Annotated in this window: 19 protein-coding genes; 17 read left to right on the top strand and 2 right to left on the bottom strand. The window is 27.4% G+C overall.

The window, feature by feature from the left end:
* Nucleotide 1: 1 nt before the first annotated feature.
* From hddA to hddC, 3 genes are read left to right on the top strand one after another with little or no spacing between them, the layout of a single operon-like run.
* Complete coding sequence (gene hddA, locus AVBRAN9331_RS04825; RefSeq protein WP_336612523.1) at nt 2-1,021, top strand: D-glycero-D-manno-heptose 7-phosphate kinase; 1,020 nt, start codon at nt 2-4, stop codon at nt 1,019-1,021.
* Nucleotides 1,009-1,602, top strand: coding sequence for a D-sedoheptulose 7-phosphate isomerase (gene gmhA2, locus AVBRAN9331_RS04820; protein WP_336612522.1), 594 nt, complete (start codon nt 1,009-1,011; stop codon nt 1,600-1,602). The genes hddA and gmhA2 overlap by 13 nt, the downstream gene beginning before the upstream one ends.
* A complete protein-coding gene (hddC, locus tag AVBRAN9331_RS04815; RefSeq protein WP_336612521.1) occupies nt 1,602-2,273 on the top strand; it encodes a D-glycero-D-manno-heptose 1-phosphate guanosyltransferase in 672 nt (223 codons plus the stop codon). Before gmhA2 ends, hddC begins: the two co-directional genes overlap by 1 nt.
* Nucleotides 2,274-2,308: 35 nt before the next feature.
* Here hddC and AVBRAN9331_RS04810 read toward each other — a convergent pair whose 3' ends face one another.
* Complete coding sequence (locus AVBRAN9331_RS04810; RefSeq protein ID WP_336612520.1) at nt 2,309-4,228, bottom strand: capsular polysaccharide biosynthesis protein; 1,920 nt, start codon at nt 4,226-4,228, stop codon at nt 2,309-2,311.
* A gap of 31 nt (nt 4,229-4,259) precedes the next feature.
* Complete coding sequence (gene aspS / locus AVBRAN9331_RS04805) at nt 4,260-6,017, bottom strand: aspartate--tRNA ligase (RefSeq protein ID WP_336612519.1); 1,758 nt, start codon at nt 6,015-6,017, stop codon at nt 4,260-4,262.
* Between the two features lie 87 nt (nt 6,018-6,104).
* On the opposite strand from aspS, the gene AVBRAN9331_RS04800 reads away from it, so the two are divergent.
* From AVBRAN9331_RS04800 to AVBRAN9331_RS04735, 14 genes are all read left to right on the top strand, one after another.
* Nucleotides 6,105-6,941 (top strand): NAD(+)/NADH kinase, encoded by an 837-nt coding sequence (locus AVBRAN9331_RS04800; protein ID WP_336612518.1) that lies wholly within the window; start codon nt 6,105-6,107, stop codon nt 6,939-6,941.
* A complete protein-coding gene (locus tag AVBRAN9331_RS04795; protein ID WP_336612517.1) occupies nt 6,938-8,458 on the top strand; it encodes an AAA family ATPase in 1,521 nt (506 codons plus the stop codon). The genes AVBRAN9331_RS04800 and AVBRAN9331_RS04795 overlap by 4 nt, the downstream gene beginning before the upstream one ends.
* On the top strand, nt 8,455-9,702 hold the full coding sequence (locus AVBRAN9331_RS04790) for a GGDEF domain-containing response regulator (protein WP_214117982.1): 1,248 nt from the start codon (nt 8,455-8,457) through the stop codon (nt 9,700-9,702). Before AVBRAN9331_RS04795 ends, AVBRAN9331_RS04790 begins: the two co-directional genes overlap by 4 nt.
* A gap of 2 nt (nt 9,703-9,704) precedes the next feature.
* Nucleotides 9,705-10,460: a TatD family hydrolase gene (locus tag AVBRAN9331_RS04785; RefSeq protein ID WP_336612516.1), complete on the top strand. Its 756-nt coding sequence runs from the start codon at nt 9,705-9,707 to the stop codon at nt 10,458-10,460.
* Entirely contained in the window at nt 10,457-11,539 is a 1,083-nt protein-coding gene (locus AVBRAN9331_RS04780) for a lytic transglycosylase domain-containing protein (RefSeq protein ID WP_336612515.1), read from the top strand. Before AVBRAN9331_RS04785 ends, AVBRAN9331_RS04780 begins: the two co-directional genes overlap by 4 nt.
* The gene (locus AVBRAN9331_RS04775) at nt 11,536-12,291 is read left to right on the top strand and encodes a septal ring lytic transglycosylase RlpA family protein (RefSeq protein WP_336612514.1); all 756 of its coding nucleotides are present in this window, start codon (nt 11,536-11,538) and stop codon (nt 12,289-12,291) included. Before AVBRAN9331_RS04780 ends, AVBRAN9331_RS04775 begins: the two co-directional genes overlap by 4 nt.
* A 2-nt stretch (nt 12,292-12,293) precedes the next feature.
* Complete coding sequence (locus AVBRAN9331_RS04770; protein WP_214117989.1) at nt 12,294-12,770, top strand: KdsC family phosphatase; 477 nt, start codon at nt 12,294-12,296, stop codon at nt 12,768-12,770.
* A 38-nt stretch (nt 12,771-12,808) separates the two neighbouring features.
* Entirely contained in the window at nt 12,809-13,261 is a 453-nt protein-coding gene (lptC, locus tag AVBRAN9331_RS04765) for an LPS export ABC transporter periplasmic protein LptC (RefSeq protein ID WP_239802645.1), read from the top strand.
* Complete coding sequence (gene lptA, locus AVBRAN9331_RS04760) at nt 13,246-13,698, top strand: lipopolysaccharide transport periplasmic protein LptA (RefSeq protein WP_214117992.1); 453 nt, start codon at nt 13,246-13,248, stop codon at nt 13,696-13,698. The genes lptC and lptA overlap by 16 nt, the downstream gene beginning before the upstream one ends.
* Nucleotides 13,695-14,273: a ribosome biogenesis GTP-binding protein YihA/YsxC gene (yihA, locus tag AVBRAN9331_RS04755; protein WP_214117994.1), complete on the top strand. Its 579-nt coding sequence runs from the start codon at nt 13,695-13,697 to the stop codon at nt 14,271-14,273. The genes lptA and yihA overlap by 4 nt, the downstream gene beginning before the upstream one ends.
* A 451-nt stretch (nt 14,274-14,724) precedes the next feature.
* A complete protein-coding gene (gene mrdA, locus AVBRAN9331_RS04750) occupies nt 14,725-16,536 on the top strand; it encodes a penicillin-binding protein 2 (RefSeq protein ID WP_214117996.1) in 1,812 nt (603 codons plus the stop codon).
* 67 nt (nt 16,537-16,603) lie between these two features.
* On the top strand, nt 16,604-17,578 hold the full coding sequence (locus tag AVBRAN9331_RS04745; RefSeq protein WP_214117998.1) for a putative transporter: 975 nt from the start codon (nt 16,604-16,606) through the stop codon (nt 17,576-17,578).
* A 71-nt stretch (nt 17,579-17,649) separates the two neighbouring features.
* Nucleotides 17,650-18,900 carry a coproporphyrinogen III oxidase family protein gene (locus tag AVBRAN9331_RS04740; RefSeq protein ID WP_239802643.1) on the top strand — a complete coding sequence of 417 codons (1,251 nt, stop codon included), beginning with the start codon at nt 17,650-17,652 and terminating at the stop codon, nt 18,898-18,900.
* Nucleotides 18,900-19,658, top strand: a complete 759-nt coding sequence (locus AVBRAN9331_RS04735) for an AMIN domain-containing protein (protein WP_336608762.1) — start codon at nt 18,900-18,902, stop codon at nt 19,656-19,658. Before AVBRAN9331_RS04740 ends, AVBRAN9331_RS04735 begins: the two co-directional genes overlap by 1 nt.
* Nucleotides 19,659-19,667: the final 9 nt, after the last annotated feature.

Below are 19,667 nucleotides of genomic sequence, written 5' to 3'. Positions count from 1 at the left end.
TATGAAAATAATTAGAAGTATAGCGCCTTTAAGATTAGGTTTAGCAGGTGGCGGAACAGATATAGATTTGTATTGTAATAAATATATAGGCTATGTATTAAATGCCACTATATCTTTATATGTTCATTGCACTATTATTGAAAGAGATGATAATAAAATTTATTTTGAATCATCAGATTTTAACACAAAAGAATTATGTAATTCTAGTAGTCTATTAGAAAATAATGGAGATTTGAGATTATACAAATTAATTTATAATCGTATTGTTAGAGATTATATTAAACAACCTTTAAGTTTTAGTTTATATACATACTCTGATGTACCTAGTGGAAGTGGCTTGGGTGGAAGTTCAACTTTAGTTGTTTGTATATTAAAAGCATTTGTAGAATGGTTAAATTTGCCTTTGGGTGAATATGATATAGCAAAATTAGCGTATGAGATAGAAAGGGAAGAAGCTGGTATAGTAGGTGGTGCACAAGATCAGTATGCTGCTACATTCGGTGGTTTTAATTTTATGGAATTTCATGATAATAAAAAAGTAATTGTTAACCCTTTAAGGATTAAACGTTGGATTGTAAGCGAACTTGAATCTAGAATAGTTTTGTATTTTACAAATATAACAAGGGAAGCAAAAGATTTAGAAGAACATAAGAAAGGTAAATTAGGTGATGAAAAATCTTTGCAAGCGATGCATAGTATAAAGCAAGATGCTATAGGTATGAAGGAAGCTTTATTGAAAGGTGAATTTGATAATATAGCAAATATACTTGGTAAATCATGGCAATCTAAAAAAACTGTAGCAGGCATTGTATCCAACGATGAAATAGAAAGAATTTATAACATTGCAATGCAAAACGGAGCATATAGCGGAAAGACTAGTGGAGCAGGTGCTGGTGGGTTTATGTTTTTTATGATAGACCCCATTAAGAAATATGATTTAATAAAAATCTTAAATAAAGAGCAAGGATATATTGCTGATTTTCATTTTGTAGAAGAAGGAACTAGATCGTGGAAAATATAAATAATTATATAAAAGAACATATTTTTGATTCAATAAAAGTTAAGCAAGAAATATTAAGCAGTGCTTGCGTAATTGAAGAAATTAAAAAAGCTGCATTAGAAGTATTAAATGCTTATAAAAATAATAAAAAAACTTTACTAGCAGGCAATGGAGGTAGTGCAGCTGATGCTCAACATATTGCAGGAGAATTTGTTAGTAGATTTTATTTTGATAGACCTGGAATTCCTTCTATTGCATTAACTACAGATACTAGCATTTTAACAGCTATAGGAAATGATTATGGGTATGAAAATTTATTTTCAAGACAAATACAAGCTAATGGTGTTGCTGGCGATATTTTTATAGCTATTTCAACTAGCGGTAACAGTAAAAACATTTTGAAAGCTCTAGAGGTATGTAAAGAAAAAGATATAAAAACGATAGGGTTGACCGGAAGTAATGGAGGTTTAATGAATAATTTGTGTGATATTATAATTAAAGTTCCATCTAATTGCACTCCCAGGATTCAAGAATCTCATATTTTAATAGGACATATTATTTGTGCTATTGTAGAAGAAGAGATGTTTGGTAAAGGGTTTTAGTGGAGGCTATAATTTTAGCGGGTGGATTTGGCACAAGATTACAAAGTGTAGTTTCTGATGTGCCTAAACCAATGGCGCCTATTAATGGTAAGCCATTTTTAGAATATATTTTACTGTATTTAAAAAAATATGGCATTAATAAAGTTGTTTTGGCAGTCTCATATAAAAAAGATATTATTAAAAATTATTTTAAAGATTCTTTTTCTGGTATTAAAATTATATATAGCGAAGAAAATGAACCATTAGGAACTGGTGGAGCAGTAAAACGAGCTTTAGAAAATATCGAAAGAAGTAATGTGTATGTTTTGAATGGTGATACATTTTTTGATTTTAATATTTCTAATATGAGTATTAAAAACAGCAAAATACAAATTGCTTTGAAGAAAATGTACGATTTTGATAGATATGGTTGTATTTGCGTGGATGATTTAGGGGTGGTTAAGAGTTTTCATGAAAAAAAATATACCAAAAGTGGCTATATAAATAGTGGGATATATTTAATTGACAAGTATATATTTGAAGATTTTAATTTAAATATAAAATTTTCTTTTGAAAATTTTTTAGAAGAAAATATTAAAAAATTGCAAATAGAAACTATTGTTGGAGAAGGTTATTTTGTTGATATAGGTATTCCTGAGGACTATAAAAAAGCTTTTTGTTATTTATATTAGTTATTAAAATTATTATTAAAATAATATTTATTGATCTAATTTTTATGTTGGATAAGTTTATGAATGGCTAAAATAGATTTGCAAATTAATTTTAATTTTAAATTTAAATATCTAGGATATAAAATAATAACTCCAGCTATTAGTTCGTTGATGCTTAGGTTTCTACTACGGCGAGATAGGATTTCTGGGCTTATATTTTTATCAATTGTAAGCCCCCATCCAGCATAAAATGGAGCTCCGTAAGTTACCACTACTTTATCACGAATTAATGCATCATATCCTGCTGTTGATGTGATAGTATGCACTTCATCACAAGCTTTTATGCAGCTATCTATGCTAATATCAGTTATGATTTCATCGCAATATTTTAAGATAATTTTCTCATCATTAAGCCCCTTGCGATTACCAGCTACTACATCGGGATGAACCTTGTAGATTATATAGGCATTTGGATTTTCAATTTTTACTTGTTTGATTAATCTTAAAGTATCATATCCCAAGCCACCACATTTGATAGATGCATCATCTTCTACTTGTGCTGGAATAAGTATTGTTTTTTGTTCTCTTTTTTGTAGTTCTTTATGCTTTAAACAATTGTATTTAGAAAAAGAATTATCTAAGATTAACTTTCTAATCTCTTTTGCTTCTTGTATTAATTCATCATTAAAATCAGTATTTTTTAGGATATATTCTAATCTACTTGGAAGTTGAGGGTCAAAATAAATTCCCATATCATCAACTACTAATGAGTATGCTTTAGTAAGGTTTGAGCCAAGTCCAATTGAGCGTATAAAACCATCTTCTACTATGCTAACATTCTTAAAATACTTTTCGAGTTCATCTTTATCATATTTTTTACCCCATATAAATGCTTTATCGTTTTCTGTAACCTTATACCGCTTTAAAGTACTTAAAGAGTTCATGAAAATTATTTTATTATCAAATGATTTAAAAAAATGCTTTGTATGAGCTCTTTTCCATAAGGAAAACCCAAAGAAAAATAATCTCCCTGAATTTGCCTTATAAATTTCTCTAAATTGCACTATGGTTTTCATAGTATCAAAAATATCTGAAATATCTTCAGAGTAGGGATTATAATATTTCGTATATAAAAAATACATAGCATAAAATATTTCTTCAATATTTCTTATTTTTATTCTACGCTCACATTTTTGTTTATCTTTTGTAATTCCCCATCCTGCATAAAAAGGCATTCCATAGCACACACATTCACACCCGCAAAGTAAAGCTTCAAACCCCATTGTTGAAGTTTTTGTATAAACCTTTTTAAAGTTTTTAAGTAAAATTATTGGATTATAACTATCGCTTATAATCTCACACTCTTGTGGAATTTCATTTATGTTTATATCACTTTGTTTTTTGCTATTTAGTGTATCTGGATGAATTTTTACATAAATTTTAGAACTAGGGTTTTCCTTAATTGCGTCTTTAATCATATCAAGTGAATTAATATTATTAGCTAAACCATATTTAAGTGATAGATCATTTGCACTCTGTAAAATCACTAAAACATTATCTTTATTCCCTAATTTAAATTCTTTGTAAGCATTGTTATATTTGCTTATATTATTATCTACTAGATATTTGATAGCTTTTCTTGCTTTTTGTAATTCATCTTCGTTAAACTCGTAAGTATTCAAAATATTTTCTAATCTACTTGGAGTGGTTGCATCATAATAAATCCCAATATCATCAAATACTAGTGAAAAGCTATTTTTATCATTAATGCCAAGTCCTAAAGAGCGAATAAGCCCATCTTCAAGTAAGCAAAATTTAGCATTATTTTTTTTAGCTAAATTCTTGGCTATTTTGCCACTTTCCTTTCTTCCCCAGCCATAATAAACACCATTGCAACTTGCATCACACCAAGAAAGATTTAAAAAGTTTTTAACATTTTTACGAAGTTTATATTGTTTAAAATATCTAATTAACATAGGATAAAAACCCCTTTTTTAGGGGTAAAAATTATTTTTTACTTTCTTTTAGTGCAATGTGTAATTCATTTAGCTGAGCATAAGCAACTTTACTTGGTGCATCAGTCATTAGACATTGCGCTCTTTGAGTTTTAGGGAATGCTATTACATCTCTAATTGAGCTAGATTTTGTAACTAGCATTAATAATCTATCAAGCCCTATTGCAAATCCACCATGACTAGGTGCTCCGTAGCTTAATGCGTCTAGTAAAAAGCCAAATTTTTCTTTTTGTTCATCTTCGCTAATTCCAAGTAATTTAAATACTTTTTGTTGAATATCGCTTCTATGAATCCTTATACTTCCACCACCAAGCTCAACTCCGTTTAATACTATATCATAAGCAATAGAATTTATTTCATCAATTGGTGCATCGATATTTTTTGGCATTGTGAATGGATGGTGCATTGCCGAATAGCTTCCATCATCATTTTGCTCAAACATAGGAAAATCAACAACCCATAAAAACTCAAATTTATTTTCATCAATAATCTTTAATTCATTCGCTAAGAATAATCTAAATCTTCCCATATAATCTAAAACGGTTTTTTTAGCACCAACGCCAAAGAATACTACATCTCCTACACTAAAATCAGCTTTTTCTTTTAAGAAATTTATAAGTTCAGCACCTTCATCATCAAAAAATTTAGTTAATGGTCCTTTTGGTCCATCTTCTTTCATTTGAATAAATGCTAGACCTTTAGCGCCAAATTTTCTAACATATTCTTCAAATCCTTGCATTTGGCGTTTTGAAAAAATATTATCTCCATTTTTAACAACAATTGCTTTTACACGATTTTTCTTAGCATCTTTTGCAGGTTCGCTAAAAATAGTGTTATTTGACTTTGCAAAAATGTGTGCAACATCAATCATCGGCATATCAAATCTTAAATCAGGCTTATCACTTCCATAAAGCTCCATTGCTTCATTATAGGTCATTCTTTTTACATTTTGTGGCATTGTAATGCCAACACTTGCAAATGTTTCTCTTAAGAAAGTTTCAGCATTTTGCATAACCATTTCTTGGTCGCAAAAACTCATCTCAACATCTATTTGAGTAAATTCAGGTTGTCTATCAGCTCTTAAATCTTCATCTCTAAAGCATTTTGCAATTTGAAAGTATTTATCAAACCCAGCAACCATTAAAAGTTGTTTGAATAATTGTGGGCTTTGTGGTAACGCATAAAATTCGCCTTCATGTACACGAGATGGAACTAAATAATCTCTTGCACCTTCAGGTGTAGCTTTTGTTAAAATTGGAGTTTCAACTTCCATAAAGCCTAATTTTGTTAAAGCATTTCTAGCTGCTGTTGTAATGATTGAACGCTTTTTAAAATTATCTAATAATTTAGGATTTCTAAGACTTAAAAATCTATATTTTAGTCTTAATTCTTCATTAACATTTAAATCATTTATATCAAAAGGTAGCGCTTTTGCACTATTAATTAGTTCAATTTCGCTACATACTATTTCAATTTCTCCGGTTTTTAGTCTTGGATTTACTAAACCTTCGCCTCTAGCTCTAATCTTACCTTTAGCACTTATTACATACTCATCTCTTAAGCTACTTGCTATTTCGTGAGCATTTTTGTTTATTTCAGGGTCACATACTAATTGAATAATACCTTCTTTATCTCTTAAATCTAAAAATACAACTCCACCATGGTCGCGGTAGCTATTTACAAATCCAGCTACAACTACTTCTTCATCAATGTTTTTAATGCTAAGCTCAGTGCTATAATGTGTTCTCAATTTCTTTCCTTAACATGAATTTTTATTAAATTAATTGATTTTTACTCAAAAATTGTAAATTTATAATAAAAAGAATAAGAAAAGATTATGAAAAATAAAGAAATTAAAAAAATAATTATATTTTGCAAATTAGGTTTAGAAGATAGTTTGGAATTAAATAATATAAAAAATTATCTTAATAGTAAAAATATTGAATATTTAATATATATAAATGATAGAAAAAACGAAATAGAATTTGATTTAGAAAATGTGGGATTATTAATATCCTTAGGTGGAGATGGAAATATAATTTCAGCTTGTAGATATCTAGCAAATTCTAATATTCCTGTGTTTGGAGTAAATGCCGGTAATTTAGGCTTTTTAACGGAGTTTAAAACTACAGAATTTGAAACCGGTATGAATGAGTTTTTAAGTGGTTCATATAAACTTGAGCGACCATTTTTACTAAGTGTTCAAATAAAGCTAAATAATGGCAAAATCTTACAAAAATATGCTTTTAATGACGCAGTATTTAATAGAGCAAATCATTTATTATTAGCGGATATAAAAACTAGTTTTAAAGGAGATATTTTTAATAACTATAATGCCGATGGGCTTATAATCTCCACTCCTTCAGGCTCAACTGCTTATAATCTTAGTGCAGGCGGCTCAATTATTTATCCATTAAGCCGTGTTTTTATGCTAACTCCAATTTGTTCTCATTCGCTTACTCAAAGACCAATAGTATTACCTAAAAGTTTTTTTATTGATGTTATGAGTGCAAATTGCACTTTAAGTATAGATGGGCAAGAAGTATTTAATAAAGATGAATTTAAAAGCGTTAGAATAGGGCTTAGTAATGTAAGAGCAAATATCATTAGGCGTAAAAATAGCTCTTTTTTTAGGGTTTTAAATGAAAAGCTTAATTGGGGAGAAGTAAGATGATAGAAAGATTATATTTTACAAATAATATAACTTTTGATGAACTTAACTTAGAATTTAAAAATGGTCTTATAGTTTTTACAGGTTCTAGCGGAGCTGGAAAATCAGTGATTTTTAAAAGCATATTAGCAGTTTTTGGAATTTTTGAAAGCAGTGCAAGTCTTTTAGAAATTAGCATAGATGATAAGATAAATGATGAAAGTATAGAAAATTCTAATCCTAATGTTTTTAGGGTTAAAAAGGATAAAGTTACTAGATATTTTATAAACAATCAAGCAGTTTCAAAAAAGATTATGAGTGAGCTAAATGCTAGTAATATTCGCTATTTATCGGCTAAAAATTATGATGATTTTGAGCCAAATTATTTATTAAAAATGTTAGATTTAATCATAGTTAAAAAAGAACAAAATTATGAAAATACTTTAAATGAATATAAAAATAATTTTAAAAAATTAGATGAATTAGAAAAAGAATACAAAAAATTATGTGAAGATGAAAATAAAATCAATGATTTAAAAGAATTATTAAGCTTAGAAATTAAAAAAATTAAAGATATAAATCCAAAAATAGGCGAATATGAAAAATTATTAGATATTAAAACCAAGCTTTCAAAAAGAGATAAAATAGAACAAGCTTTAAGAAAATCAGAAGGCATTTTTGCTTATGAGAGTAGTGTTTTAGAACTTTTAAGATTAGCTAATATTGATAGTGAATTTTTTGTAAGTGCTATGAATGAATTAAATGATATTTATAATGATTTAAATAATGACAGTAGTGAGTTAGATATTGAAGAGATTTTAAATAGATTAGAAAAGCTTCATTATCTAGTAAAGCGTTATGGAAGCGTTGAAGATGCGTTAAATATACTCAAAGATAAAGAAAAAGAATTAAATATTTATGAAAATATTGATTACGAAAAAGACAATATTGAAAAAGAGCTTAAAACTCTAAAAAATAAGCTTATAAGCGATGCGAAAGCTATATCAAAAATAAGATTAATTTACCTTAATGAACTTGAGTGTAAAATTAATGATTATCTAAATTTGTTATACTTAGACAAAATTGCTCTTAGGTTAGTGGAATTTGAACTAGGAATTAACGGCATAGATAGATTTGAAATCAGTCTAAATAAAGCAGGTTTTAAAGAGATTAGCTCGGGCGAGTTAAATAGATTAAGACTTGCATTTTTAGCTAGTTTTGCTGATTTTATTGATTATGCGAATGGTTATATATTTTTAGATGAGATAGATGCTAATTTAAGCGGAAAAGAGGCTATTAGTATTGCAAATGTAATTAGTAAATTAAGTAAGCATTATCAAATATTTGTAATAACTCATATGCCTTGGATTTGTGCAAAAGCAAATCAGCATTTTTTAGTAAGTAAAGAAAACAATAAAAGCTTTGCAAGAGAGCTTAGAAAAGATGAAGTAGCAAATGAACTTGCAAGAATGATTAGTGATGAGAATATCAGCCAATCAGCCTTAGATTTTGCAAAAACCATATTAGAAGGAAAAGAATGAAATTACTATTAGTAGATGACAATAAGATGTTAGCTAAAGCAATAGCAAAAAAAGTTAGTGGCGCATTAAATTGCGAATTTGATGTAGCTTATGATTTTGCAGAGGCTAAAGAGTTGCTAGATAATAATCAGTATTTTGCTGCATTACTTGATTTATGTTTGCCTGATGCTATGCATGGTCAAGTTGTTGATTATGCTCTATCTAAGAAAATTCCAAGTATTATTCTAACTGGACTTGATGATGACGCTACAAGAAAAAGTTTTATGGATAAAGACATTGTTGATTATGTGCTAAAAGAAGGTAGCGAATGTGTTGATTATATAATAGATATTATTGAACGCTTACAAAGAAACGAAAATACAAAAATTATAGTGGCTGAAGATTCAATGGCTATGAGAAATATTATTAAAAATATTTTGCAAGCTTACAAATTCCAAGTTTTCCCAGCAGCTCACGGAGCTGAAGCATTAGGATATTTAGAACAACACCCTGATGTAAAACTTATTTTAACAGACAAAGAAATGCCAGCAGTTTCTGGTGAAGAGCTTATAAAAGAAGTTAGAAAATCTTATAATAAAAATCAATTAGGAATAATAGTTTTAACAGCTCACGGAAGTGATGATGTTGGTGCTAGAATGCTAAAAACCGGAGCAAATGATTTTATTCAAAAGCCATTTTCAAGAGAGAATATTATTTGTAGGATTAATAATAGTATAGATTTAATTTATTATTCAGAACAACTAAAAGAAAGTGCTGAAAAGGACTTTTTAACAAAATTAAATAATAGAAAAAGCTTTTTTGAGGCTAGCAAAGAATATTATTCAAAAATCAATGATGATGTTGATTTTGCTGTATTAATGATAGATATAGATAAATTTAAAAACATTAACGATACACTAGGTCATGCTGCAGGAGATAGCGTTATTGTTCAATGTGGTCAGACTCTACTTGAACAAGTTAAGGGCGGGGATATGGTTGCTAGATTTGGTGGCGAAGAATTTTGTTTATTAATTAAAAATATTAAGAAAGAAGACGCTATTAAAATGGCAGTGAAAATTAGAAGTGCAATTAAATCAACTCCTGCTATGTATCTTGATAAACCAATTAATTTCACAGCTTCAATAGGAGTTGCAGTAGGCTCTAAAAAATCAGAAATAGAAGAAATGATTAAAAAAGCTGATGAAGCTTTATACGACGCTAAAAGAAATGGTCGTGATAGAGTTGAAGTTTATGAAGGCGAATAATAGTGATAATTGATACTCATACGCATTTAGATGATGAAAGATATGATAATATCTTAGATGAAGTTTTGCTTAATGCTAGCAATGAAGAAGTAAAACTTCATATTATTCCAGGTGCTGATATAAAAACATTACAAAAAGCTCGTGATATTTCACATAAATATGATAATGTATATTTTGCTGCTGGAGTTCATCCTTATGATATACAAGATTTTGATTTAGACTACTTAAAGAGTTTTTTAGAAGATAGTAAATGTGTTGCAATAGGAGAATGTGGTTTAGATTATTATAAAAATCCTAGCGAAGAAGAAAAAAAGCTACAAAAAGAAGTATTCAAAAAACAGATTGAACTATCAATTGAAAGAAAACTACCATTAATAATACATATAAGAGACGCAAATGCTGATTCTTTAGAAATATTAAAGGCTTATAAAGAAGCTTTTGGAGTATTGCATTGTTTTAATGCAAGTCCAATTCTATTGGAATTAAGCGATAGATTTTATTATGGAATTGGAGGAGTGCTTACATTTAAAAATGCAAAAAACTTAGTTGAAATCTTACCTAAAATCAAAACAGATAGATTACTTATAGAAACTGATTCACCTTATCTTACCCCGCATCCACATAGGGGGACTTTAAATGAGCCAAAATATTGCAAATTGGTTGCACAAAAAATGGCAGAAATACTAAATAAATCAATTGAGGAGATAGAAGAACTTACAACAAATAACGCAAAAAAATTATTTAAAGGATTAATTTGAAAAAATTTATATTATTAATAGTTACAAGTATTTGTTTATATGCGAATTTTTCAGTAGATAAATACGATAAACAAGAAAAAATCTTAAAAAGTATTGATGTAGATTTAAGATATTTACAAGACCAATCTTTTATGGAAATTTTTTATGATATGAGTGAAAGAGAAGTGCTTTATTTTACAAAAGTATTGAATGCAGCTAATATGAATATTCCAATTATTAAAGCAATTTTAAAAAAAGAAGGTGTTCCTGATGTTTTTTTATATCTTGCTATGGTTGAGAGTAATTTTAAAACAGATGCTAAATCTGGAGTAAAAGCTACAGGTGTTTGGCAATTTATGGAACCTACTGCTAAGAATTTTGGTCTAAAAATTGACAAATTTATTGATGAAAGAAAAGATGTTGTAGCTGCTAGCGTTGCTGCTGCAAAATATTTGCATAGGCTAAAAGATGAATTTGGTAAATGGTATTTAGCTATTTTTGCTTACAATTGTGGAAATGGCTGTGTTAGAAAAGCTATTAAAAATGCAGGTAGTGATGAATTAAGTGTATTATTAGATGAAGACCAAAAATATTTACCTAAGGAAACAAGAAGATTTTTCAAAAAGATTTTAAGTACTAGTTTAATAGCAGAAAATGATATTGCTAAGTATGGTGATATTTATTTGTTAAATCAAGTTATGGCACTTAATATAGGCAAAGTTGATGTAAAACCAAAAGAGAGTTTATCATCAATTGCTAGAAAAGCTGGGATTAGCTTAAGTGAATTTAAAGATTTAAACCCACAATTTAAAGGCGATTTTGCACCACCTTATAATTATTATGCTTATTTACCAATAGAAAAGATAGCAGCTTATAAAGATAACTCAAATCCTATTAAGTATGCTAAAAATAATGTAAAAAATGTAATAAGCTATAGGGTAAAACAAGGTGATACAATATATGCAATAGCTAAGAAAAATGGTGTTTCTACAAATGCTTTAAGAGCTTATAATAATTTAAAAGATGATAGAATTGGAATTAATCAAACCTTATTAATTCCTGTATTAGTATATGATGATAGTAAGGAGGCTAAAAATTGAAAAAATATTTAGTTTTCGTTAGTTTTTTATTTTTATTTGCTGCTTGTTCAACTACAAGTAGCTTAAACCAAAATTATAATTATGGAGTAGCTAAACCAAATACTCCAGCTACAATGAGACCTTATACGATAAATGGTAAGACTTATTATCCAAGTAAGGTTGATATTGGAGATACTGAAACTGGCATTGCTAGTTGGTATGGTCCAGGTTTTCATGGTAAAAAGACTTCAAATGGAGAAACTTTTAATACAAATTCTATGACAGCAGCTCATAAAACTTTACCTATGAATACAATGGTTAGAGTTGATAATTTAGAAAATGGAAAAAGTGTTGTAGTAAGAGTTAATGATAGAGGGCCATTTGTTGCTGGAAGAATTATTGATTTATCAAATCGTGCAGCGCATGAAATAGATATGACTAAAAAAGGCACTGCAAAGGTAAAATTAACTATATTAGGCTTTAATCAAGACAATATTAAACCTCAAATATCTAATACAAATTCCAACATTCAAAATAGTGTAAATAGTATTATGGGTGGAGATTTTATGATACAAATAGGAGCATTTAAAAGCTCTGCAAATGCTTATAATTTAGCAAAAAGATATGCAAATTATAAAGGTTATACAAGTAAAGTATTAAATTCTAGCGATGGATTTTATAGAGTGTTTTTAAAAGGCTTTAGAAGTGAAGAAGAAGCAAAGGATTTTATAAACTTAGCTAATTTTCTAGGTTCATTTATATTTAGGGAGTAAGAATGATTAAATTAGTTATTTTAGATATTGATGGATGTTTAAGTGATGGTAAAATTATTTATTCTCCTAATGCTGATTTGATTAAAGAATTTAATGTAAAAGATGGAGCTGCTATTTTAAAAGCTAAAGAATTGGGTATAAAATTTGCAATTATTACAGGAAGAAGTTCTGAAGTTGTTTTAAATAGGGCAAGAGATTTAGGCATTGAATATGTATATTGTGGTATTAAAGATAAGCTAAGTTGTGCTAAAACACTACTGAAAGATTTAAATATTACTTTTGATGAAGTTGCTGCAATAGGGGACTATTATAACGATTTAGACCTTTTAAAATCTGTTAAGCTACCTTTTATTCCTAAAGATGGGGCAAAAATTTTTGGAAGAATTTTAAATACAAAAGGTGGATATGGTTGTGTGCATGAAATGCTTGAAATTATTGTAAAAGAAAATAATCAATTAAAGCAGTGGATTAAGTGTTAATAAAAACTTTTAATATTATTTTAGTTTCTATGCTATCTATGCTTTTTTTTATAATAATACAAAAGCCTTATGATATTGATAAGATGAATTATCAACTTGATTTTAAAAGCCTTGAAGCTAATGACATTATTGGTTATGAGCTTAGTAATAAGCTTGAAAAAATAGCTTATGCTAAGCAATATTACAAAATAAATAATCAAGATAATTTGATTAATTTAAGTATAAATGATTTAGAAAAGCATTTAAGTAGCAATAAAGCAACTAAAGAAAATAATATTATAGTATTAAATGGCGATGTCAAATATAAAGATAATCTAATTAAGCTTGAAAGCGATGTATTAAATTATTCAATAAATGAAAAAATCTTAAGCTCTTTGAGTAAAACTAAAGTAACTTATAATAATAGTTTAATTAATGCTAATTCTTTTAGTTATAATTTAAATTCTTCAGATTTATTATTAAAAGAGGTTGATTTATGTATAGAAAAATAGTTATTTTATTATTATCGTTATGTAGTTTATATGCTGAAAAAATTGAGATTAATGCAAAAATTTTTGAAGGTAATAAAGATAATCAAACTGGGGTATTTAGTAAAGATGTTAGTATAAGGCAAGGTAAAGATTATTTAAATTGTCAAATATTGACAATAAGAACAAATAAGGATAATAAAATTGCTAGCTATGAAGCACAATATGTAACAAGTTTTTCTATAAGTTTAAATAAAGATAATTTCAAAGGCAAAGCAGATAAGATTGTTTATGATGTAAATAAAAATACTTATGAGCTTATAGGGAATGTTAAAATTACAGAAAATAACAAAGAATTATCAGCAGATTATATTTATATAAACCAAAATGATGGAACATATAAAGTAAAAAGCGATAAAGCTAATAAGCCAGTTAAATTAATTTTTGAGATAGCAAAATGAATATAGTAAGTGCAAAATTTTTAATATCTTGTGAAAAATATTTTCAAACACAAGAATATAATTTAGGTGAAATTGCTTTTTTAGGTCGTTCTAATGTAGGTAAAAGCTCTTTAATAAATGCTTTAGCAAATCACAAAGGTCTTGCAAAATCATCTTCAACTCCAGGAAAAACTCAATTAATTAATTTTTTTGAAGTTACATTTGCGGATAAAAACAAATTGATTTTAATAGATTTACCAGGTTTTGGATATGCAAGGGTTTCTAAGGATAAAAAAGCTGCTTGGAACAAGAATTTAAATGAATTTTTACAAAAAAGAAAAGAAATAAAATGCTTTATTCATTTAATAGACTCAAGACACGATGATTTAGATATAGATGAAGGTGTTTATGAATATTTACAAGATTTTATGAATGAAAATCAAATTTATATAAAGGTTTTTACAAAAATTGATAAATTAAATCAGAGTGAATTTTCAAAACTAAAATCAAAATATAAAGATGCAATTTATGTATCAAGTGCTAGTAAAAAAGGTATAGATAAATTGCAGGAAAAAATATATGAGTTTATTAAATGAAAGAACGAGTTGGGTTAAGCTATTATATAACAATATTTGTTTTATTTTTTTACCAATTACTATGCTCTATTACATTTTTTTTACCACCTTTACTCGGGGTTTTTTTTGTATTTTTGATTATACATTTTAAAAAAAGTGGTTTTGATAAAACTAGCTTGCTTATTATTTTATATCTATGTCTTATTGAAATAACCCACGGATTAGTGCTGTTTAGCACTACAATAGCGTTTTTAATATTTTTTTATTATTTTTATGATAAGTTGATTTACAAACTTAAAAATAGGGATATTTTGATAATTATTTTTATAATATTTGTATATTTTATAGATATATTTTTAAATTTATTATTTTCTTATTTATTTGAACTAGAAGTGCTTAAATTAAGCAATATTTTTATTTATTATATATGCCTTGAATCTTTATTATCAATTATTTTGTTTAGAGGTATTGTGTGAGATTAAAATTTGTAATTTTTGTAATATTGTCATTTTTTATAATGCTACTTTCTAGGGTATATTGGCTTAGTATTTATAGCAATGATTATTATGAAGAACTAGCACAAAAGAATTCAACCAAAGAAGAATTAATTCCGCCTATTAGAGGGATAATATTAGATAGAAATAATACCCCATTAGCTGTTAATCAGCTCGGATTTTCAATATCTTTAAAACCACATTTAAGTAGTAATTTATTAGATGTAACAACTAATAAAATTCTAAAATGCTTTAGTGATTTAGATATTGATAAAATTATTAAAATATATAAAAGAGAAAATAGCTATTACAATCAAGATGAAATAGAAATTATAGATTTTATAGAGTATGAGAAGATAAATCCTTGTTATTTTGAGCTGAATTTAGATGATAATATATTAATAAAACCAAGTGTTAAAAGACTATATCCATTTAATTCTTTAGCAAGTCATATAATAGGCTATGTGGCAAGGGCAAATGCTGAAGATATGGTAAATAATGATGTTGTAAAAGTTACAAAAAAAATTGGAAAAACAGGCATAGAAAAATATTATGATGATATATTACAAGGCACGCCTGGCAAAAAAGTTACAAAAGTAAATTCCATTAATCAAGAAGTAGAAGAAATTGAGTTTAAAAAACCAATTATGGAAAATGACATAAAACTCACTATTGATATAAGAATGCAGCAGTACTTAGATGAATTGTTTAAAAATATTAGTGGTTCAGCAGTTGTTTTAAATATTGAAGATGGCTCAATTATTGCAGCAGGTTCTTATCCAGAGTATGATTTAAATCCTTTTGTTACTGGAATTTCACAAAACGAATGGGATATGATGATACAAGATTTAGACCACCCATTTACAAATAAGATTATAAATGGTCGTTATCCACCAGGTTCGGTTGTCAAAATGGGCGTAGGCTTATCGTTTTTGCAAAGTGGTAAAATAGATACTAATACTACTTTTACTTGTTCTGGTTCTTTTGATTTTGGTGGTAGAAAATTTAGATGCCATAATGTATATGGGCATGGGGTTATGGATTTAAGAACTGCTATTAGGTCAAGTTGTGATGATTATTTTTATAAAGGCAGTTTAAAAGTTGGAATAGCTGATATAAGTGCAAGTTTATATAAGCTTGGATTTGGTAGAAAAACAGATATTGATTTACCACTTGAGAGTGTTGGTATATTACCAAATAAAGTATGGAAAAGTTCAAGATATAACCAGCCTTGGTATCAAGGTGAAACTTTAATTACTAGCATAGGGCAAGGTAATTTCCTAGCAACTCCAATGCAAGTAGCAGTCTATACAGCAAAATTAGCTAGTGGATATGAAATAAAGCCACATTTTGTAGATGAAATAAATAAAGAAAAAGTTGAAATTGTTAAAAAAGATATTTTTACTCAAAGCGAACAACAAGATTTAAAATATATTAGAGCAGCTATGTATGATGTAGCAAATACACCTAAAGGCACAGGATATAAACCTTTATTAGAGAGTAAAATCACATTAGCAGCCAAAACAGGCACAGCGCAAGTTGTAGGGATTTCTCAAAGTGAAAAAAAGCGTATGAAAGAAGAAAATATGGAATATTACACAAGAAGCCACGCTTGGATGAATGCTTATGGACCTTATGAAGAGCCAAAATATGCTGTGGTTGTTCTAGTTGAGCATGGAATGCACGGAGGTGCTACTTCTGGGCCAATTGTTGCAAAAATATTTAATAAATTATTAGAATTAGGCTATATTGATGAGCAATATCAAAAGGGATTTAAAAAACATAAATGATATTTCAAATTCTAAATGTATTAAAGATAAATTATTATGATTAGCCTATTTTTTTGCAAGGATTTATATGTTTAGAGCATTTTATTTATCTAAAAAATGGTTTTTATGGTCTTGGGGCGGGAGTTTGCTTATTTTACTTGCAATTTTTTCTCAAACCTTACTTAATGTACAAATCAATAATTGGTATAAAGATTTTTATAATCTCTTACAAGCAGCACCACAAAATAGCACTTACGAGCAGTTTTTAAGTGGCTTGAGTGATTTTTTATTTATAGCTTTACCTTATATTTTAATAGCTACATTAACAGCGTTTTTTTCTAGGCATTTTGCTTTTGCTTGGAGAGAAGCTATTACATTTGCTTATCTTAAGGCTTGGCGTAAGAATAATGATTATATAGAAGGCTCATCACAGCGTATCCAAGAAGATATATATAGATTTGCAAAAATCGTTGAGAGCTTGGGTGTTGATATTATAAAGGCTTTTATGACCCTGATTGCCTTTTTGCCTATTTTATATACTTTAGGGGCTAATTTGGTTTTACCTATTTTTAATTTTCAATCAGGTTTAATTATGTGGGCTTTATTAACAAGCGTTGGTGGTCTTATTATATCTTGGTTTGTTGGAATTAAACTTCCTAATCTTGAATATAACAATCAAAAAGCCGAAGCTGCTTTTAGAAAAGAATTAGTTTATGCAGAAAATGATAGAACCAATCACGCATTACCAGAGCAAATGTTTGAGCTTTTTACAGGGCTTAAGTTTAATTACAAAAGATTGTTTTTGCACTATGGATATTTTGATGTTTGGCTATATTTATACGAGCAATTTATGGTGATTTTTGCTTATTTGATAGTAGGGCAAAATTTATTCTTAGGAATAATTGCCCTAGGTGTTTTAGTTCAAATCAATAATGCTTTTAGTAGTGTTCGCTCAAGTTTTAGTGTTCTTACTAAAAATTGGACAACTATTACAGAATTAAGAAGTATTCACAAGCGTTTAAAAGAATTTGAAGAGCATATTAATTTTAAAATTAATTCTTAATTTATGTTATTTTGAATTAATTTTATTTGTATAAACTAATGGCATTTTTTAATTTTTAATAAAGGTTATTAATGAATTTTTTACAAAATCAAGCTTTAAAATATACTTGCAATTTTCTTAACAAAGAGCTTAAGTCTAAGTTTAATTTTAAAAATGAAGTTAATTTAGAAAAATCTAAAGATGGTAAAAAGGTAATGCTATATATTCATGTTCCGTTTTGCCATACTTTTTGTCCTTATTGTAGCTTTCACAAATTTGCTTATGATGAAGAATTATGTAAAGAATATTTTAAAACTTTAAGAATTGAATTACAGCAATTTAAGGATTTAGGATACGATTTTAATACACTTTATGTTGGTGGTGGAACTACTTTAATCAATGAAGCAGAACTTATAAAAACACTTAGTTTATGTAAGGATTTATTTAGTATTGAAGAGATTTCTTGTGAGAGTGACCCAAATCATATAAAGCCTGAAGCTTTAAAAGACTTTAAAGGGCTTATTGATAGGCTTAGTTGTGGGGTGCAGAGTTTTGATGATGAAATTTTAAGAAAAGTTAATCGTTTAGAAAAGTTTGGAAATCAAAAAGAATTAGTAAAAAAATTAGAATTAGCTAATGGTATTTTGCCAACTTTTAGTATTGATTTGATTTTTAATTTTCCATCACAAACAAAACAAATGCTAATAAAAGATATTGAATTAGCTAAAAATATTGCTCCATCACAAATTACTTTATATCCACTGATGAAATCTAATCTTACTAAAGAAATAATTGCAGCTAAATTAGGCATAGATAAACAAGATAATGAATATGAATTTTATAAGATAATTTGCGAATACTTTAGTGATTATGAGCAAAATAACTCTTGGAGTTTTTCTAAGGATAGAACTAGTTTTAATGATGAATATGTAAGCACACATCACGAATACATTGGTGCTGGTAGCGGGGCTTTTTCTTTTACAAATAATAAGCTTTTAGTAAATGCTTTTAAATTAGATGATTATAAAGCTAAGGTTTTAGCTGGTAAAAATCAAAAATTAGCTCACATAGATTTTAGTCCTGAAGATAGAATTAATTATATTTTTCTAACAGAGTTTTTTAAGGATAATTTGAATATTAATAATTTTAATTCTAATTATAATTGTGATTTAGAAAAACACTTAGGGCTAAAACTAAAAGCAATGCAGACTATTGGAGCAATTAACATAAATAATGGTATTATTAATAATACTTTTTTTGGTAAATATCTAGCACTTACCTTGATGAAAGAATTTTATATAAATATGGATTTAGTAAGGGCTTATTTTAGAAAGGATTTATAATGAAAAAATATTTATTTTTACTAATAAGCTCAATGCTTTTTGCTAGAGAAAATCCATTTGTGCCTATTGTAAAAATCAATAATCCAAGTCCTATTGAAGAGATAAAGGAATTTAAAAAAACAGCTTTTAGTGTTCCAAGCGATGCTAGAATTTTAAATAAAATGAAACTTATTTATACAAATGTAGATGGAACATTGAAAGAATTTGAATTAGATATTAATGAAGCTCTTGATTGGCATAAAGTTTATATGTTACTTGACGCCCAAGAGCTTACAAACCAAGATAAAGAAGAAGCAAAAACTGAATTAAAAGAAGTTGATAAAATAAAACTTGCATTAAAAAATCAAGAAAATGCTAATGATGACAATTCTAATGTGGAGCAAAATACTACTAAAATTACTGAAGTTAAGAAAGAAGAAAACAAAGAAAATCAAATTAGTAAAACCACAGAATATACACCTTTATCATTAGACATATCAAATAATTTTAAAATAGTTATAGACAAAAAAAATATTTCAATTAAAACAAATAGCGAATTAATTAGGGAATTTAGTTTAAAAAAACCAAATAGAATTGTTATGGATTTTAAAATTAATCCAAGTTTAAAAAATAAATCATTTGAAATAAAAGCTAATTATTTTGATGAAATTTATACTGGAGTTCATAGAAATTTTTATCGTCTTGTAATAAAACTTGATGGTATATATAATTATAATATTGAAAAAAAATCTAAAGAATATTTAATTAAATTACAATAAAAAGGGGTG

This window comes from Campylobacter sp. RM9331, assembly GCF_020137685.1.
Lineage (GTDB): Bacteria > Campylobacterota > Campylobacteria > Campylobacterales > Campylobacteraceae > Campylobacter_E.
Note: the sequence above shows the minus strand (reverse complement) of the source record. Positions and strands in the feature narration are given on the sequence as shown.

Coding starts and splice junctions, on each gene's coding strand:
- hddA (WP_336612523.1), top strand. CDS start 2: ATGAAAATAATTAGAAGTATAGCGCCTTTAAGATTAGGTTTAGCAGGT.
- AVBRAN9331_RS04810 (WP_336612520.1), bottom strand. CDS start 4,228: ATGTTAATTAGATATTTTAAACAATATAAACTTCGTAAAAATGTTAAA.
- AVBRAN9331_RS04800 (WP_336612518.1), top strand. CDS start 6,105: ATGAAAAATAAAGAAATTAAAAAAATAATTATATTTTGCAAATTAGGT.
- AVBRAN9331_RS04795 (WP_336612517.1), top strand. CDS start 6,938: ATGATAGAAAGATTATATTTTACAAATAATATAACTTTTGATGAACTT.
- AVBRAN9331_RS04790 (WP_214117982.1), top strand. CDS start 8,455: ATGAAATTACTATTAGTAGATGACAATAAGATGTTAGCTAAAGCAATA.
- AVBRAN9331_RS04770 (WP_214117989.1), top strand. CDS start 12,294: ATGATTAAATTAGTTATTTTAGATATTGATGGATGTTTAAGTGATGGT.
- lptC (WP_239802645.1), top strand. CDS start 12,809: ATGCTTTTTTTTATAATAATACAAAAGCCTTATGATATTGATAAGATG.
- lptA (WP_214117992.1), top strand. CDS start 13,246: ATGTATAGAAAAATAGTTATTTTATTATTATCGTTATGTAGTTTATAT.
- yihA (WP_214117994.1), top strand. CDS start 13,695: ATGAATATAGTAAGTGCAAAATTTTTAATATCTTGTGAAAAATATTTT.
- AVBRAN9331_RS04745 (WP_214117998.1), top strand. CDS start 16,604: ATGTTTAGAGCATTTTATTTATCTAAAAAATGGTTTTTATGGTCTTGG.
- AVBRAN9331_RS04740 (WP_239802643.1), top strand. CDS start 17,650: ATGAATTTTTTACAAAATCAAGCTTTAAAATATACTTGCAATTTTCTT.
- AVBRAN9331_RS04735 (WP_336608762.1), top strand. CDS start 18,900: ATGAAAAAATATTTATTTTTACTAATAAGCTCAATGCTTTTTGCTAGA.